The organism is Phyllobacterium sp. 01N428 (assembly GCF_056399405.1).
In genome coordinates this window covers 272687-289215 of sequence record NZ_JBFTRH010000004.1, presented here as the reverse complement: position 1 = coordinate 289215, position 16529 = coordinate 272687, and the positions used below count along the sequence as shown (strand labels likewise).

The window sequence follows — 16529 nt, the reverse complement described above, 5'->3', positions numbered from 1 at the left end:
GGCCACTCAACATTCCACTGCAGCGCCGCGTGCCATCAGGCGCGGTGCGCGGCGGTTATTCTTATTCAGCAGCTTCGCGTACTGGTTCCTGGGCGGCCAGCCAGCGTTCGGCTTCAAGTGCTGCCATGCAACCCATGCCTGCTGCAGTTACCGCCTGCCGGTAGATGTCGTCCGTGACGTCGCCGGCAGCAAAGACGCCGGGAACATCGGTGGCCGTGGAATCAGCCGCCGTCCATAGATAGCCGTTCGGCTTGTGCTTGAGCTTGCCCTTGAAGAGCTCGACGGCCGGCGCGTGACCGATGGCAACAAAGACGCCATCAGTCTCAAGATCAGTGGTTTCGCCAGTCTTGATGTTCTTCAGGCGCACGCCCGAGACCGATGCCGGCAGCGGCGCCTGGGCTTCGGTGCCCGTGATCTCGTCTATGACATTGTCCCAGATGACCGTGACGTTTTCTTTGCTGAACAGGCGATCCTGCAGTATTTTCTCGGCACGGAACTGGTCGCGGCGGTGAACGATGGTCACCGACTTTGCAAGATTGGCAAGGTAAAGCGCTTCCTCGACGGCAGTATTGCCGCCCCCGACGACGACCACGTCCTTGTTGCGATAGAAAAATCCGTCGCAGGTGGCGCAAGCCGAAACGCCAAAGCCCATGAAAGACTGTTCGGTCGGAATTCCGAGCCACTTCGCCTGTGCGCCGGTGGCAATAATCAGCGCATCGCAGGTGTATTGTGTTCCACCGTCCCCGACCAGCCGGAAGGGGCGCACCGACAAGTCGACCTCGGTGATGATGTCATGCGCAATTTCGGCCCCGACATGTTCGGCCTGAATGCGCATCTGCTCCATCATCCAGGGTCCCTGGACGGGATCGGCGTAGCCCGGATAGTTCTCGACATCGGTCGTGATCATCAACTGGCCGCCCTGCTGCAGGCCCGCCACGATAAGCGGTTTCAAATTAGCGCGGGCAGCGTAGATCGCTGCGGTATAGCCCGCGGGACCGGAGCCGATAATGAGAACGGGCACATGGCGCTTCGACATAACAAGACCTTAAATTCATTTCTCACAAAAGTTGGCGCGGGCCGCAGCTCGCGTTCGACCGCCATAAGGTAGTGGCTCAGCCCCCGGTGTTGCAAGGTCTGTGCAAAACATAGGCAGGTTAGCCACAGCTTGCTGCTGCCTTTCCCGCCTCTTCGTTCCATTGTGCGCTCTGCACGAACCAGTTATGAAACTGAAGATGTCAAAAATGCGGACCACCGCCCTTTCCAGAACATAGCGACCGATTTCTGACGGAGGGAGGTCAACGCCATTTTTCGCACCATCATCAATCTATGCGCGCGGTTCGGCCTCATCATGGCGGCGACGATGCTCATACCGGCACTCATCGACCTCAATGCCGGCAGTCGCGATTGGCTCGTCTTCGTCCAGGCGGCAGGTCTTACCGCTGTCCTGTGCTGGCTGACCAGCCTTGCCACGCACCACCCCGAGATCCGCTTCACCCCCCGGCTTGGATTCCTGCTGATTGTCGCCCTCTGGCTTAGTGCGGCCGTGTTCGGCGCCCTGCCCTTCATCTTCTCGCCCCTGCCGATCAGCATCATCAAGGCCTTCTTCGAGTCCATGTCCGGCATTACTGCCACCGGAGCCACCGTCCTGACCGGTCTCGACAGGATGCCGCGCGGTATCCTGCTCTGGCGCTCGATGCTGTGCTGGTTCGGCGGCCTCGGCTTCATTGGCCTCGGGCTTTTGCTGCTGCCGTCCTTGCGCGTCGGCGGCATCCAGCTGCTGCACATGGAATCCTCGGACAAGTCGGAGAAGATACTGCCGCGCATCCACCAGATCGCGACCGGCATTGTTCTCGCCTATGTCAGCCTGACGCTGATTTGCACCATTCTCTATTTTGTTGCCGGAATGGGCATGTTCGACGCCATAAATCATGGCATGACCACCGTTGCGACGGCGGGCTTTTCGACGCACGATTCATCACTCGGCTTTTACGCGCACAACCGCGCCATCCTCATCATCGCCACCGTGTTCATGATCCTCGGTGCCCTGCCCTTCGTGCTCTATATAAAGGCGGCGATGCCGCAACGCCGGGTATCGATGAGCGATCCGCAGGTTACGCTGTTCTTCATCATCATTGTCGGCTTCAGTGCAATCCTTGCCGCCGGGCTGATGCTGGAGACCGGCATAGGGCTTGTTGACGCGATCATCGCGGCAACGTTCAACCTTGTCTCGGTGATCACCACGACGGGCTTTGCGACAGAAGACTATACGCTTTGGGGTGCCGAGGCGCTCGGCATATTCTTCCTCGTGACGTTCATCGGCAGCTGCTCCGGTTCAACTTCCGGAGGCATCAAGATCAATCGCCTCATCATTCTCTGGCAGATGGCATCTGCAAGCCTGACGCGTCTGATCCTGCCGAACGCCATCGTCAAGATGCGCTATGGAAAATCGGAGATCACCGACGAAGTCGCACAATCGGCGCTCCTGTTCATCTTTCTCTACATGGCCTCGCTCGTCGCGGGCGCCACGGTGCTTGCCATGCTCGGCAACGATCTCGGGACCGCTTTCACCGGCGCCCTGACTGCGCTTTCGAATGTCGGCCCGGGATTTGGCGAAACGATCGGCCCGGCCGGCAATTTCTCGACAATCGGCGATCCATCGCTGCTGGTTCTGAGCTATCTGATGCTCGCAGGACGGCTTGAAATCGTCACGGTTGTTATTCTCTTTACCCGTCGCTTCTGGACGAGATAAATCGCAACCTGTTTGCAACCGGCGGGCAATGCATTACACAGCAGCAGGAATCGCTTATGTATAACGCACTTACCGTGTGAAACAGGATAAAGGCACCCATGCCTCTGAAGGCGGAACTCGACGCGATCGACTGGAAAATCCTGAAACAATTGCAGGACAATGGCCGCATCACCAATGTGGAGCTCGCCGAACGCGTTGGTATCTCGGCGCCCCCCTGCCTGCGCCGCGTGCGCAAACTTGAGGAAAGCGGCGTCATCCAAGGCTATCGCGCGATACTCAACGGCGCGGTCCTTGGGCAGGACATCGTGGCGTTCTGCATGATCCGCCTGCACCGCCAGTCCGATGCCGATCTGAAGAGCTTTGCCGAGAAGACCCAGAACTGGACGCTCGTGCGCCGTGCCTGGATGGTTTCGGGTGAATCGGACTTCCTGCTTCACTGCGTTGCGAGCGACCTTTCCACCTTCCAGAACTTCGTCATCGAGGAACTCACCTCGACGCCGAACGTCGATTCGGTGCGCACATCGCTGACCATCCGCTCGGTAAAGAACGAACCTTTGATGGTGCTCTAGGCTCGTCGCGTGCGGCTGTAGAGGTTCAAGGCGACCCGGTAATACGGCCTTAGAATTTCCCGTTTCAAGCGGGCGCCGAAATTCTTGTTCTTGCCCTGAACGACCGTACCGCCAAGATCGAAATCGATCTCGCGAATGGTGATCGGCCGCGCGGAAAGAATGCGTGCGCAATGAAGCCAGCGCATCTGTATCGTCGTGTCGACCGGACGATCGAACCGCTCCGTGGCCTTCAGGAGTTCTGCGGCCGCCTCGCGGCCGACAAGTTGCATCTGCATGCCAAGGCCGGGCAAGCGCGGCTGCATGATCGAATAGATGCCCTTGCGCGCAATATCGGTTCCATGTTCGCCCCGCGCCCAGCGCGGAAAGCGGATATAATCGCCGGGCTGCATTGCCTCGAGCGCCAGTGCCAGTTGCTCGGCGAATGGCCCGTCGTCGATATCGACATCGTCCTCGATGACAAGCCCCGCATCGAGATCGCGCTCGACGATCGTCGCCCAGGCCTTGCGGTGCGACTGGAAGCAGGCGATTTCCGAAGGACGCAGCTCGAACGGGTAGTAGGGCTTATGCAATGACCGGGCATAGACCGTATCGATTTGACCCGAAGTCATGTTCAAGGCGTCAATGGCATCAAGGATTTCGGCCTCGATCGGCAGGCGTTTGATCAGCTTCTCGACGTGTTCGCCGCGCTTTGTGGCGCGCTTTAGATGGATGATCAGCGCGGCAGTCTTCACCGCAGCCCGCTCGCGAACATGGCCTCATAGACGTCGAGAATCTTTCCGGCTTCCTTTTCCAGCGGAAAATTCTGCCGCACATGGGCAAGGCCGGCCTTACCCATATCGGCGCACTGGGCCGGATCGGCGAGATAAGGCGCGATCGCTGCTTCCAGCGCCTTGCCGTCACCCGCAGGAACGACTGATCCTGTTCCGGGTGTAATCATCTCGGCATAGGCGCCCGCGTCGCTCGCGACAACCGCCGTCTGCGACGCCATGGCTTCGAGCGGCGTCAGGCCGAAGCCTTCCTTGCGGGACGGGGCAACGTAAAGCGTCATGCGGCGATACCAGATGCGCACGTCCGGCACTTCGCCGAGGAAAAGAATGCGGTCCTCAAGTCCGGCAGCGGCGATCTTCTGCCGCAGTTCCTGCTCGAAACCCTTGTTTTCAACGGTTGTGCGGCCGGTCATGATTGCCGTCCATTCCGGATGCTGCGGCAAAAGGCTGATCATTGCGTCGACGAAGAGATCGGTTCCCTTCGAATGCCGAATCCGGCCCGAACAGCCGATGAGATATTTCCCCGGCAGTCCAGAGGCCGCAACGCTGTCCTCCTCACCCAATGGCGGGTGAAACCGCTCCGTGTCGACACCGTGCATGATCACCGTGTGCGGCACCTCGAGGAAGCTGCCAGATTTCCCGCTCGTCGCGATGACGGCGTTCATTTGCCGGATCAGCCACTTGGTGAAGGACCTGTGGTCGCGCTGCGCCGCCGAGGTAAAAAGCAGCTTCAGCCGCATGCGCAACACCGAACGCATCAAAATGCCTGCGACCATCTCCGTATTGCGGCGGGCGTGCCAGATGCGGAACGGACGGGTCCGGGGCTTTAGCCATAGGCCAGGTAGACCCAACCAACGGAGCTTCGGCAAATCGTCCGGCAGGCCCGGCCCCAAGGTTGCTATCTTGAGGCCGTTCGCGCGTTGCAATGGAATAAGCTGGATGATGGTCGAGGTGACGCCGGAAAGCGTGCGCTTGAAGTTCGGCGCGATCACCTCGACGTTTGACACGGTATCGAACGACACCGCTTAAACAAATCTGAAGCCGAGGATCTCGTAGGACCGTGCGCCGCCCGGCGCATTGACTTCGATCGTGTCGCCTTCGCTCTTGCCGATCAGGGCGCGGGCGATTGGCGAGGAAACGGAAATCCGGCCCGCCTTGGGATCGGCTTCCTGGTCGCCGACGATCTGGTACGTCCGCTCTTCCTCGGTATCCTCATCGACAAGACGGATCGTTGCGCCGAACTTGATCTTGTCGCCGGAAAGCTTGGTAATGTCGATGATCTCGGCGCGCGCCGTATAGTCCTCAAGTTCGCCGACGCGACCCTCGTTGTGGCTCTGCGCTTCCTTGGCAGCATGATACTCGGCGTTTTCCGAAAGGTCGCCATGAGCGCGCGCCTCCGCAATCGCCTGGATGATGCGCGGCCGTTCTTCTTGCTGGCGCCAGCGCAGCTCTTCCTTGAGCTTATCAAATCCTGCCTGAGTCATCGGGACCTTTTCCATGTCCTCTCCTTTCGTTGTAGTGCCAAAACGGGCCAAAACAGAGCCGCGCGGCACAAAAAGAAAACGGTCGCCGGAGCTCAAAGCTTCGGAACCGTTCAATCATTCCTGACTTAATATAGCATCGTTTCAGGCAATTTCACGAAGAAAGTGGAAATAGTGCCGGCAAACGGATTTGCGGGCGATGCGGTATCGAATCACAAGGGACTCACATCACTGTGAGGCGACCGAACCGTCGAAATGTGTTCTCAATTTCCCAAACTGACTCGCCACGCCCGACAACGCCCGCGATGAAAGGACCCTCATCGATGCGACGGAGAACAGCTATTTTGCTGGCAAGCGCCCTTTGCTTTGGCGCCCAGATAGCCCAGGCCGAGACCTTCGACACCGAGAAAACGCCAGTCGCCTCCGAGACGGTCGCGAGCAATCTCGACCACCCCTGGAGCCTCGCCTTCCTTCCGGATGGCGCCCTTCTCGTAACGGAGCGCGCCGGGAATATACGTATCGTCAAGGATGGCAATGTATCGGAACCGCTGAAAGGTGTACCGAAGGTCGCCGCGATGGGCCAAGGCGGCCTGCTCGATGTCGTGCTGGCGCCGGATTTTGCGCAAAGCGGGCGCATCTTTTTCACCTTCTCAGAACCTGGCAAGGACGGCGCGGGCACTGCGATTGCAAGCGCCAGACTCGTGCGCAGTGGACAGGGCGGAACCCTCGAGGACGTCACCGTCCTCACCTCGATGCGCAAGAAGACCAGCAAGGGCCAGCACTTCGGCTCGCGCATCGTCATTACGCCCGATGGCAAGCTGTTCGTGACGATGGGCGAGCGCGGCGACAGCAACCGCGCCCAGGATTTCAAGGATGAAGCAGGTTCCGTGCTTCGCATCAATGCCGACGGTACCACGCCGGCCGACAATCCTTTTGCCGATGGCAAGAAGGGGCTACCGCAAATCTGGTCGAAGGGCCACCGCAATCCGCAAGGGGCGACCTGGGATCCAGTCACGCAGTCGCTCCTGACAGTGGAGCATGGGGCCAAGGGAGGTGATGAAATCAACCAACCCCAGGCAGGCAAGAATTATGGCTGGCCGGTCATCTCCTACGGCAAGGATTATTCCGGCGCCAAGATCGGTAAGGGCACGAAGGCCAAGGGTTACGAGCAGCCACTCCACTATTGGGATCCGTCGATTGCGCCGTCGGGGCTGGCCGTCTACGAAGGCGAGATGTTTCCTGAATGGAAGGGCGATCTCCTTGTCGGATCGCTGAAGTTTGCAACGCTGGTGCGACTTGAACGCGATGGAAAAGGCACGATCGGAACCGAGGAGCGCATGCTCAAGGACGCGTTCGGCCGTATCCGCGACGTCCGCGTCGCGCCGGATGGCTCGGTCTATCTTCTAACCGACGATGCTGATGGCAGGATCGTTCGATTGACACGCGCGCGAGCGAGCTAAGCGTCTTGCAGTCGGCGGTTGCAGCAGTTAGAGCAATTGCGACTGCGGAACCTGATGTAACCGCACCAACTTGTGGGATCGTCATGACGCATGGCCGCGCCAATATTCTGTTGCTTCTTGCCGGAGCGATCTGGGGTTTCGGCTTCGTTGCCCAGTCGACGGCCATGGCCAGCGTCAAGCCGTTCATGTTTGTCGCCATCCGCTTTTTTCTTGCGGCGCTGACCGTCCTGCCTCTCGCGATGCGCGAGGCAAAAAACGCGCGCCAAGGCCTGACACAGCGCGATTATCTCGGCTTTGTCTTCATCGGCCTCCTGCTCTTTTCCGGCGCAGCCCTGCAGCAGGTTGGCATGCTCACATCGTCGGTCACCAATGCCGGGTTCCTGACTGGGCTTTACGTCGTCATGGTGCCGATCCTCGGCGTATTCCTGTTTTGGCAATGGCCCCATCCAGTCGTCTGGCCCTGCGCCCTGACTGCGCTTGCCGGTATCTACCTTCTTTCCGGAGGCCGTCTCGATGGTCTGACTGTTGGAGACTGGCTTATCGTGGGATGTGCGGTTTTCTGGGCACTGCAGATCATCTTCATCAACCGCATCGGCGTTCAGAGTGGACGCCCGATCATGCTGTGCCTCGTGCAGTATCTGGTTTGCGGCATCCTCGGCCTGCTGGTCTCGATGACAAGCGAGCGGACCGAACTGTTTTCGATCCTCGCGGCCGGTCCGGAACTCATTTTTGCGGGTGTCCTGTCGTCGGGCGTAGGCTTCACCCTGCAGGCCGTCGGCCAGCGTTTTACAACGGCGCCGCAGGCCGCCATCATGCTTTCGTCCGAAGCCCTTTTTGCCGCGATCTTCGGCATCATTCTGCTCGGCGAGCGCCTGACGCTTCAGGGCCTTGTCGGGTGCGCCCTCATTTTTTCGGCAATGATCGCTGTCGAACTCATCCCGATGCTGCGCAACAAGTCACGCCTTGAAGATCAAGGTCGCCCCGCCGGCAATCAGGGCAAATCCGGCCACGTGCTGCCAGGTGAATGATTCCTTGAGATAAAACACCGAAAACAGGCTGAAGACGACGAGCGTGATGACCTCCTGCATCGTCTTCAGTTCAGCGGTCGAATAGACCGTGTGGCCGATGCGATTGGCGGGAATGGCCAGCCAATATTCCATCAGCGCAATGCCCCAGCTGATGAACACCACTTTCGCCAATGGCGCTGACGGAAACTTCAGGTGACCGTACCAGGCGAAGGTCATGAAAACATTGGAAGCAATAAGCAGGAAAATGGGCGCAATGGATGGCGATAGGAAATTCGGCATGATCGCTCTTTCAGGAAGATAGGTCGTTGGCTACGGCAGGCTAAATGCACCGGCAATTGCAGCAAAATCAAGCCATTTGCGGGCCCGTCATGTTTCGATCCCAAATGTTAAGAAGCCGCTGACCTTTCCTTTACGATTTGCCTCTACTTTCACCCGTTGCTGCGCCTCGATTCAGGCAATGGGATGTGGTGACATGAGTTGTGCGTTGTCGTCCGCTGTGCGCTTGAAGCGCTTATCCACGATACTGCTCCTGTCTGTGTCGACGACCCTCAGTGGCTGTGGCATGGACGAGGTGCGCCGTCCCATGGCCGACGTCGGCAGCGGTTCGGATACCGCCATTGCCAGCAGGTCGCTTGCCAGCGAAGAAAACCAGGTCGCTGTCGAAACGCAAACGCTGCCGAGCTCCGGGATGGACCAAATGGCCGGGCCACCCCCCGATGTCATTTCTGTGCCGGACACCAGCCAGGCGGCGAGCGAACCGATCGAGGCGGCGACGCCGACCCTGCAGCCACCCGAGGCAGCGCCGGAAATTCCGCGGCTTGGCGAGACCAAGCCCTATTCCCTGCCCGAAATGGAACCACCGTCGGATGATGACAAGAGCTATGGCTACCTGAAAAATTATAGCTATCCCAATGCGATACGCGATCCTATCGCACGCGGCGAAAGCGTTCTCGGCATGTCCGGCGGCGAGATGGCCTGCCGCACCGAACTCAAGAAGCTTGGCGTGGTGTTTCAGGAAAAGCCGCCAATCAACGATGGCGGCGCCTGCCGCATCGACCATCCGCTTGCGGTCAGCGGCTTTGCCAGCGGCAATATAAAGCTGAAGCCGACGGCGACCCTGAATTGCCATATGACGCTTGCATTCGCCCGCTGGGTCAAGGGCGACCTCTCGCCATCGACGCGGCTGCGCTACCTTTCGGGCATCAACACCATACATCAGGCGTCGAGCTATTCCTGCCGCACCATGAGCAGCCAGCGCGGCCGGCCCATGTCCGAGCATGCCAGGGGCAATGCGCTCGACATTGCGAAAATCACGCTCAACAACGGCCGCGAAATCGAGGTCGAAAGGCCGGGGCTCTTCTCGTTCCGCCAGCGTGGTCTTCTCAACACCGTTCGTTCGGATGCTTGCGACTATTTCACCACCGTGCTCGGACCCGGTTATGACCGTTTTCACAGCACGCACTTCCATTTCGACCTGATGCAGCGGCGCAGCGGCCACCGCGCCTGCCGCTGATCATTGCGGATTTAACTGCCGCTGCTTGTAGCTCCGATATTCCCAGACGGTGACGACGATCAGGATGGCGCTGGTCGCGGCGCCGATAGCCAGCGGTGAAAGTGCCGGGCAAATGACCGCCAATCCGGCACACAGCACCAGCCCCACGAGATGGGATAGCGGTACCCGGCCATTGACGTAGCGCTTGAAGAGAAGATTGCCGACAAGATAAAGCGCCGTGCCGCCGACCGACGTCCAGATCATGGCTGCTTCCGCATGGCCGAGCGGATGATCCAGCACCAACTCGTCCGAGACGGCGACGACAATGATGCCAGCGACCAGCAGCACGTGGACATAGGTATAGGCGATGCGGGCGATTCGCCCCGGATCGTCGGTCTCTGCAATCTTGTGATGCGCCGCCGACTGGCCGAGATTGAAATAGATGAGATACATGGCGACGGACGCGACGAAAGTCGTCAAGAACGCCGCCAGCGAAACCAGGCTCCATTCATGCTCTGAAAAGGTGGCGCCGGATACGAGGATGGATTCGCCGAGTGCAATGATGATGAAAAGGGCCGCCCTTTCAGCCATATGGTCGCCGCTGACATTCCAGTCCGTGGTGATTGAGGCGCCAAGCCGGGGCGCCCAAAATCCCACGGCCGGCCCAATGATCTCAATTGCCAGCGCCCCTGCCCACAGCGGTAGACGATATTCCGGCATGGCCAGGCCACCGGCAAGCCAGAAGATCGCCGAAATACTGAGCCACACGGCAATGCGCTGGAAGTTGCGGAAGTTGGCGTCGTCGTGATGCCGCACCGCCCACAGCATGAACAGGGTGCGTCCAAGTTGCATTGACACATAGGCGAGCGCAAAGACGATGCCGCGTCCGGCAAAGGCGGCGGGGATCGAGGTGGAGAGCACAAGCCCGGCGAGCATCAGCGCGAACAGCATCGTGCGCACCGGCGCGGTTGCAGGGTCGAGCCAGTTGGTGACCCACATTGTATAGACCCATACCCACCAAACGGCCGTGAGCAGCAGCGCGCTTTCGGCAAGGCCCTCGAGGCTCAGATCATGCAGGAGGAAATGCGATATCTGCGTAATGGCGAATACGAAGACGAGGTCGAAGAAGAGTTCGACAAAATCGACCTTCGCACTATCAGCAGCATCCCGCTGACGGGAATAGTCCCGAATTGCCCCGAAGAATGCCACGCCCCATCTCCCAAATCATTAGCCTGCCCGTAAGATGAAGCGGTTCCAGCCAAAAATGAAATGGTTTTTGCCGCAGCCAGGACCTGAATGCTCGCTTCAAACTCCTGACAATTTGGGGTTGCGCTCGCGCGCCGCTTTCCCACTTTTAGATGATCAAACAACTCCGGGAGGAACCCATGCGCTTCGTTGACCGCTATCCAATCATCGTCACAGACCGCAAGGAGGCCTGCCGCGACTTCTGGATCGAGCATCTTGGCTTTGTCAGCGCCTTCGACAGCACCTGGTTCTCTTACCTCATGGCCGAAGATCAATCGGCCAGCATCGCTTTCATGACGCCGGACCACCCTTCCGCCCCGCCCGGTCCGGAAAAGTTCAGCGGAACCGGCATGTGTTTCGAGCTCCAGGTGGAGGATGCCCGGGGAGCCTTCGACAAGATTTCATCCACCGGCCTCAAGATCGAATACCCGCTGACCGACGAGCCCTTTGGCCAGCGCCGCTTCGGCTTTCATGATCCATCGGGCCTCTGGATCGACGTTGTCGAGCAAATCGAATCGGCAGCTGGATTTTGGGATCGCTACATGATCGGCAGCCAGAGCTGATCGGTCAGATTTCCTTCGGCACCGGGGTGGGCTTGCCGTCCTTGTCCAGCGCAACCATGATGAAGTCGGCGTGGGTGACGAGTTCCATCAGATCGGACAGGTAGCGTTGCGCCCAGGCCTCGACCTTGAGCGTGATCGAAGTGCGTCCGACATGGGCGATATGGGTGTAGATGCACAGCGTATCGCCGATCTTGACCGGTTTTGCGAAGGCCATTTCCTTGACGGCAGCCGTCACTACGCGTCCGCGCGCCCGTTCCGCGGCCCGAATGCCGCAGGACAAATCCATCTGCGCCATGACCCAGCCACCGAAAATGTCCCCGGCCGCGTTGGCGTCCGCCGGCATCGCCAGCGTGCGCAGGGTGAGTTCGCCGATAGGCTTCATCTCTTCGGTCAATTGCCGTCTCCGTCAATGAATTGCGTTGCCGCCATGATGGGGTGCGGTCGCGGGATTGAAAAGGGGCCTTCGCCCGCCACTGTCAGAAACCCGACATTGCGGGTCGTTGACCGGTTTCGGTTTCGTATCGCCGCTGGCTTAGTCTGGCAATACAGCGAACGTACCGGAGGGGATCATGAAAATAACCGACGTCAGGACCTTCGTGGTCGGCAATCCGCCGCCCTCGTTCGGCGGCACATGGTTCCTCTTCGTCAAGTTGACGACCGACTCCGGCGTTGTCGGCTATGGCGAGGCCTATAATTCCACGGTCAGTCCGCAGGTTATGCGCAAGGTCATCGAGGACGTCGCCGAGCGCTGGCTCATAGGCGAAGACCCGCACCACATCGAACGATTTTTCCGCCGCGCCTATTCGAGCGGCTTCACCCAGCGTCCTGACGTGACGGTCATGGGCGCCGTTTCGGCGCTGGAAATGGCCTGCTGGGACATCATCGGCAAGGAAGCCGACAAGCCGGTCTATGAACTGCTTGGCGGCAAGGTGCACGAGCGGCTGCGCAGCTATACCTACATCTATCCCAAGCCCGAACTCGGCGAGACCTCCGCCATCTACTGGAACGCGGAAGCATCAGCCGAGCGTGCCGCCGAATATGTGGCGGAAGGCTATACTGCGGTGAAGTTCGACCCCGTTGCCCCCTATACTTCGTTCGATCCGCGCCAGCTTTCGCTGGAACAACTCGATCTCGGCGAGAAATTCGTTCGCCTCGTGCGTGAAGCCGTCGGCGGCAAGGCCGACCTTCTGTTCGGCACCCATGGCCAGATGACGCCGACCAGCGCGGTGCGGCTGGCCAGGCGGCTCGAACCCTATGACCCGCTGTGGCTGGAGGAACCGGTGCCGCCTGATATGCCGGAGAACATGGGGTATGTGCAGCAGCACACCTCGATCCCGGTCGCGGCGGGCGAGCGCCTGACGACGAAGTACGAATTCCAGCGCCTTCTCGTCAATCGTGCCGCCAATATACTGCAGATGAATCTCGGCCGCGTCGGCGGCATTCTCGAAGCCAAGAAGATCGCAGGCATGGCGGAGACATTCCATGCGCAGATCGCACCGCACCTTTATTGCGGGCCAATCGTCGGAGCCGCCAACATCCAGATCTCCACCTGCAGCCCGAACTTCCTGATCCTTGAATGTATCCAGGGCTTCAGAGGGTTCCACGCCGATATCCTGAAAAGGCCGATCAAATGGGAGGACGGCTACGTCATTCCGTCTTCGGAACCCGGCCTCGGCGTCGAACTTAACGAGGACGTCGCCGCCGCGCACGCCTATGACGGCCATGACCTGCATCTCGGCATGGGACGCGATCCGCTGATCGTATGGACCTGATGGGGCCCATCGATCTGGGCTCTGAGGCCGGTCGCGATTCCGCCTCGGCGCGCTCAGCCATAGCCGTCAAAGCTGCCTTCCCGCGTTCCACGAAAATAATTGTCGCATGTAAAGCTTGATGCCATTATTCCGCTGTATTTCAAGGAAAAATCAGCTCATATATTAATCGCATTTTTCTTCGAAAGAGCCGATCCGTGCCGCTCCATATCGAACTTGTGGGTAGCCTTGCTGCCGTGATCACCACGCTGTGCTGGATCCCGCAGATCATCAAGATCATGCGGCACCGCGAAACGGCCAGCATTTCCCTTGTATCCAACGCTTCGCTGATGCTCGGCGTTTTCCTGTGGCTGATCTACGGCATGATGATCGGCTCATGGCCGGTGATCATGGCCAACGGCGTCACTTTCCTGCTCATCCTCGCCATTCTCGGCCTGAAAATCCGCTACGGCTGATTGCCAGCAAACCGGCCTGGCTTGGCCGCCCTCCTGACAACCTGTTGTCAGGAGCCTGTCAGTTTCTGCCGGGCCGCCCTTTCCATTTCGCCGGACTCTTACCATATTCGACGAATGGCTAAATCTCCTGACAAGTACAAAGTAAGCGGTTTCGGCGAAGCGCCCCAACCCGAGCTGGAAGGCACGCCGCTTTCCGGCTCTATCAGCGATTGGGCGAACCAGATCACCGAAGCTTCGGCCAAAGCCAAGCCAGCGAAGGCCAAGGCAAAGCAGGGCGCCAAGACGCAATCCAGCGCGTCGCGGACATCGCGCGGGACGTCGATCGGCGGATCGACCGACCCGAAGACGCGCGCGGCCGCCGGCCTTAATCCCGTTGCTGGCCTCGATATCAGGCTCGAGGATGCTGGAAGTATCGCACCGGGCGGAGCCACGGCAACGGTCGCAGCGCTGGCGGCGCTCATCGAGAGTGGCAATCCGCTCTTCAAGAACGGCGCTGCATGGCAGCCGCACCGTCCGGCACGGCCCGAGAAATCCGAGGGCGGCATCCAGATCAGCATGGAGACCGATTTCCAGCCGTCCGGCGACCAGCCGACGGCGATCCAGGATCTCGTCTCCGGCATCAAGGATAATGACCGCACCCAGGTCCTGCTCGGCGTTACGGGTTCGGGTAAAACCTTCACCATGGCCAAGGTGATTGAGCAGACCCAGCGTCCGGCGCTCATTCTCGCGCCAAACAAGACATTGGCCGCGCAGCTTTACGGCGAGTTCAAATCCTTCTTTCCGAACAATGCGGTAGAGTATTTCGTTTCATACTACGATTACTACCAGCCGGAAGCCTACGTTCCACGCTCGGACACCTATATCGAGAAGGAATCCTCGATCAACGAGCAGATCGACCGGATGCGCCACTCGGCCACCCGCTCGCTCCTCGAGCGTGACGACGTCATCATCGTCGCTTCCGTCTCCTGCATCTACGGTATCGGCTCGGTCGAAACCTATACGGCGATGACCTTCGAGATGAAGATCGGCGACCGCCTCGACCAGCGCGCGCTGCTCGCCGATCTCGTGGCGCAGCAATACAAGCGACGCGACATGGACTTCACGCGTGGTTCGTTCCGCGTGCGCGGCGACACGATCGAACTCTTCCCGGCCCACCTTGAGGATCGCGCCTGGCGCATTTCCATGTTCGGCGACGAGATTGAGGCAATTACCGAATTCGATCCGCTGACCGGGCAGAAGACCGGCGATTTGCGTTCGGTAAAGATCTACGCCAATTCGCACTATGTAACGCCGCGCCCTACGCTGAACCAGGCGATCCGGTCGATCAAGGAAGAGCTCAAGCATCGGCTTGTGGAACTCAACGCCGCTGGACGCCTGCTCGAAGCGCAGCGCCTCGAACAGCGCTGCACCTTCGATCTGGAAATGCTGGAGGCCACTGGCTCCTGCGCCGGCATCGAGAATTATTCGCGCTATCTGACCGGCCGCAAGCCCGGGGAACCGCCGCCGACGCTGTTCGAGTATATTCCGGACAATGCGCTGGTCTTTATCGACGAGAGCCACGTTACGGTTCCGCAGATCGGCGCCATGTACAAGGGCGACTTCCGCCGCAAGGCGACCCTCGCCGAATATGGCTTCCGCCTCCCCTCGTGCATGGACAACCGTCCCCTGCGCTTCGAGGAGTGGGACGCCATGCGCCCGCAGACCGTTGCGGTCTCGGCAACACCGAGCAACTGGGAGATGGAAGAGTCCGGCGGCGTCTTTGCCGAACAGGTCATCCGGCCAACTGGCCTGATCGATCCGCCGGTCGAGGTGCGCCCGGCGAAAAGCCAGGTCGACGATGTGCTCGGCGAAATTCGCGAGACGACAGCCAAGGGTTACCGCACCCTCGTTACGGTTCTCACCAAGCGCATGGCAGAGGATTTGACCGAATATCTGCACGAGCAGGGTGTTCGGGTGCGCTACATGCACTCGGATATCGACACGCTCGAACGCATTGAAATCCTGCGCGACCTGCGGCTCGGCGCCTTTGACGTTCTCGTCGGCATCAACCTTCTGCGTGAGGGTCTCGACATTCCCGAGTGCGGTTTCGTCGCCATTCTCGATGCCGACAAGGAAGGGTTCCTGCGCTCCGAAACCTCGCTGATCCAGACGATCGGCCGTGCCGCCCGCAATGTCGACGGCAAGGTCATCCTCTATGCGGACCACGTAACAGGCTCCATGGAGCGGGCGATGGCGGAAACCAACCGCCGCCGCGAGAAGCAGGAGGCCTATAACGCCGAGCACGGCATCACGCCCGCCAGCGTCAAGAAAAACATCGCTGATATTCTCAACAGTGTTTACGAACGTGACCACGTACGGGCTGACATTTCCGGCTTTGCCGAGTCCGGCGCCATGATCGGCAACAATCTGAAGTCGCATCTCGAGCATCTCGAACGGCAGATGCGCGAAGCGGCCGACGACCTCGACTTCGAAGTGGCGGCACGGCTGCGCGACGAGATCAAGCGCCTGCGCGAGACGGAACTTGCTATCGCCGACGACCCGATGGCGCGCGAGGTGGAACTGGAAAGTCCGGCCACGGGACGCACCAAGGGACGGCACAATGCCGGGCGGGCGATGCACCGCGTCGTTACCGACGATCAGGACCAGGACTCGCAGCTGTTCCGCAAGCCGCATCTCGACGAGATGGGCGGCGACACGACGCGGCCGCTCGGCGTCTTCCGCAAGAATACGCTCGACGAGATGACGGTCGGTCGGACGGAAAAGCCAGTCGTCGGTTCAGTGCCGCAAAAGCCCGCCTTTACCGGCACGAACAGGAACGACCACGAGATCGTGCGGCGTGAGCGTTCGGGCGTCGGGTCCTACGAAGATGCAGGCGATGCGCGCAAGAAGCGGCGACCCGGCAAGACCGGTCGGCCCGGGCGGTAATCAGGGCAGCGCAGTGACGGCTGCCT

At 59.9% G+C, this 16529-nt stretch carries 16 protein-coding genes; 9 read left to right on the top strand and 7 right to left on the bottom strand.

Annotation, left to right across the window (positions count from 1 at the left end; translation table 11 throughout):
* Positions 1 to 61 precede the first annotated feature (61 nt).
* A complete protein-coding gene (gene trxB, locus AC1DNI_RS13250) occupies positions 62 to 1036 on the bottom strand; it encodes a thioredoxin-disulfide reductase (protein ID WP_477692158.1) in 975 nt (324 codons plus the stop codon).
* A 312-nt stretch (positions 1037 to 1348) separates the two neighbouring features.
* Between trxB and AC1DNI_RS13245 the strand changes: the two genes are divergently transcribed.
* Both AC1DNI_RS13245 and AC1DNI_RS13240 read left to right on the top strand, forming a co-directional pair.
* Entirely contained in the window at positions 1349 to 2749 is a 1401-nt protein-coding gene (locus tag AC1DNI_RS13245; protein WP_477692157.1) for a TrkH family potassium uptake protein, read from the top strand.
* A gap of 98 nt (positions 2750 to 2847) precedes the next feature.
* Positions 2848 to 3318, top strand: a complete 471-nt coding sequence (locus AC1DNI_RS13240; protein ID WP_027233388.1) for an Lrp/AsnC family transcriptional regulator — start codon at positions 2848 to 2850, stop codon at positions 3316 to 3318.
* Here AC1DNI_RS13240 and AC1DNI_RS13235 read toward each other — a convergent pair.
* Genes AC1DNI_RS13235 through greA form a run of 3 tightly spaced genes read right to left on the bottom strand, consistent with a single transcriptional unit; the run spans position 3315 to position 5584 of the window.
* On the bottom strand, positions 3315 to 4049 hold the full coding sequence (locus AC1DNI_RS13235; RefSeq protein ID WP_477692156.1) for a glycosyltransferase family 25 protein: 735 nt from the start codon (positions 4047 to 4049) through the stop codon (positions 3315 to 3317). The two genes, AC1DNI_RS13240 and AC1DNI_RS13235, sit on opposite strands and share 4 nt — an antisense overlap.
* Complete coding sequence (locus AC1DNI_RS13230) at positions 4046 to 5092, bottom strand: glycosyltransferase family 4 protein (protein WP_477692155.1); 1047 nt, start codon at positions 5090 to 5092, stop codon at positions 4046 to 4048. The genes AC1DNI_RS13235 and AC1DNI_RS13230 overlap by 4 nt, the downstream gene beginning before the upstream one ends.
* 18 nt (positions 5093 to 5110) lie before the next feature.
* Complete coding sequence (gene greA, locus AC1DNI_RS13225) at positions 5111 to 5584, bottom strand: transcription elongation factor GreA (protein ID WP_091923800.1); 474 nt, start codon at positions 5582 to 5584, stop codon at positions 5111 to 5113.
* A 305-nt stretch (positions 5585 to 5889) separates the two neighbouring features.
* On the opposite strand from greA, the gene AC1DNI_RS13220 reads away from it, so the two are divergent.
* Both AC1DNI_RS13220 and AC1DNI_RS13215 read left to right on the top strand, forming a co-directional pair.
* Positions 5890 to 7026, top strand: coding sequence for a PQQ-dependent sugar dehydrogenase (locus AC1DNI_RS13220; protein WP_477692154.1), 1137 nt, complete (start codon positions 5890 to 5892; stop codon positions 7024 to 7026).
* 83 nt (positions 7027 to 7109) lie between these two features.
* Positions 7110 to 8054 carry a DMT family transporter gene (locus AC1DNI_RS13215; protein WP_477692153.1) on the top strand — a complete coding sequence of 315 codons (945 nt, stop codon included), beginning with the start codon at positions 7110 to 7112 and terminating at the stop codon, positions 8052 to 8054.
* On the opposite strand, the gene AC1DNI_RS13210 is transcribed toward AC1DNI_RS13215, so the two are convergent.
* Entirely contained in the window at positions 7983 to 8333 is a 351-nt protein-coding gene (locus tag AC1DNI_RS13210; RefSeq protein WP_027233393.1) for a DMT family protein, read from the bottom strand. The genes AC1DNI_RS13215 and AC1DNI_RS13210 overlap by 72 nt on opposite strands.
* Before the next feature lie 193 nt (positions 8334 to 8526).
* Between AC1DNI_RS13210 and AC1DNI_RS13205 the strand changes: the two genes are divergently transcribed.
* Complete coding sequence (locus AC1DNI_RS13205; RefSeq protein WP_477692152.1) at positions 8527 to 9567, top strand: extensin-like domain-containing protein; 1041 nt, start codon at positions 8527 to 8529, stop codon at positions 9565 to 9567.
* Here AC1DNI_RS13205 and AC1DNI_RS13200 read toward each other — a convergent pair whose 3' ends face one another.
* Positions 9568 to 10755, bottom strand: a complete 1188-nt coding sequence (locus AC1DNI_RS13200) for a low temperature requirement protein A (protein ID WP_477692151.1) — start codon at positions 10753 to 10755, stop codon at positions 9568 to 9570.
* Positions 10756 to 10931: 176 nt separating this feature from the next.
* On the opposite strand from AC1DNI_RS13200, the gene AC1DNI_RS13195 reads away from it, so the two are divergent.
* A complete protein-coding gene (locus AC1DNI_RS13195) occupies positions 10932 to 11354 on the top strand; it encodes a VOC family protein (protein WP_477692150.1) in 423 nt (140 codons plus the stop codon).
* Between the two features lie 4 nt (positions 11355 to 11358).
* Here AC1DNI_RS13195 and AC1DNI_RS13190 read toward each other — a convergent pair whose 3' ends face one another.
* Positions 11359 to 11736 (bottom strand): acyl-CoA thioesterase, encoded by a 378-nt coding sequence (locus AC1DNI_RS13190; protein WP_036815387.1) that lies wholly within the window; start codon positions 11734 to 11736, stop codon positions 11359 to 11361.
* A 187-nt stretch (positions 11737 to 11923) separates the two neighbouring features.
* Between AC1DNI_RS13190 and AC1DNI_RS13185 the strand changes: the two genes are divergently transcribed.
* From AC1DNI_RS13185 to uvrB, 3 genes are all read left to right on the top strand, one after another.
* Positions 11924 to 13126, top strand: a complete 1203-nt coding sequence (locus tag AC1DNI_RS13185) for a mandelate racemase/muconate lactonizing enzyme family protein (RefSeq protein WP_477692149.1) — start codon at positions 11924 to 11926, stop codon at positions 13124 to 13126.
* 194 nt (positions 13127 to 13320) lie between these two features.
* Positions 13321 to 13578, top strand: coding sequence for a SemiSWEET family sugar transporter (locus AC1DNI_RS13180; RefSeq protein ID WP_027233399.1), 258 nt, complete (start codon positions 13321 to 13323; stop codon positions 13576 to 13578).
* A 114-nt stretch (positions 13579 to 13692) separates the two neighbouring features.
* Positions 13693 to 16503 carry an excinuclease ABC subunit UvrB gene (gene uvrB, locus AC1DNI_RS13175; RefSeq protein WP_477692148.1) on the top strand — a complete coding sequence of 937 codons (2811 nt, stop codon included), beginning with the start codon at positions 13693 to 13695 and terminating at the stop codon, positions 16501 to 16503.
* The last annotated feature ends 26 nt before the right edge of the window (positions 16504 to 16529 follow it).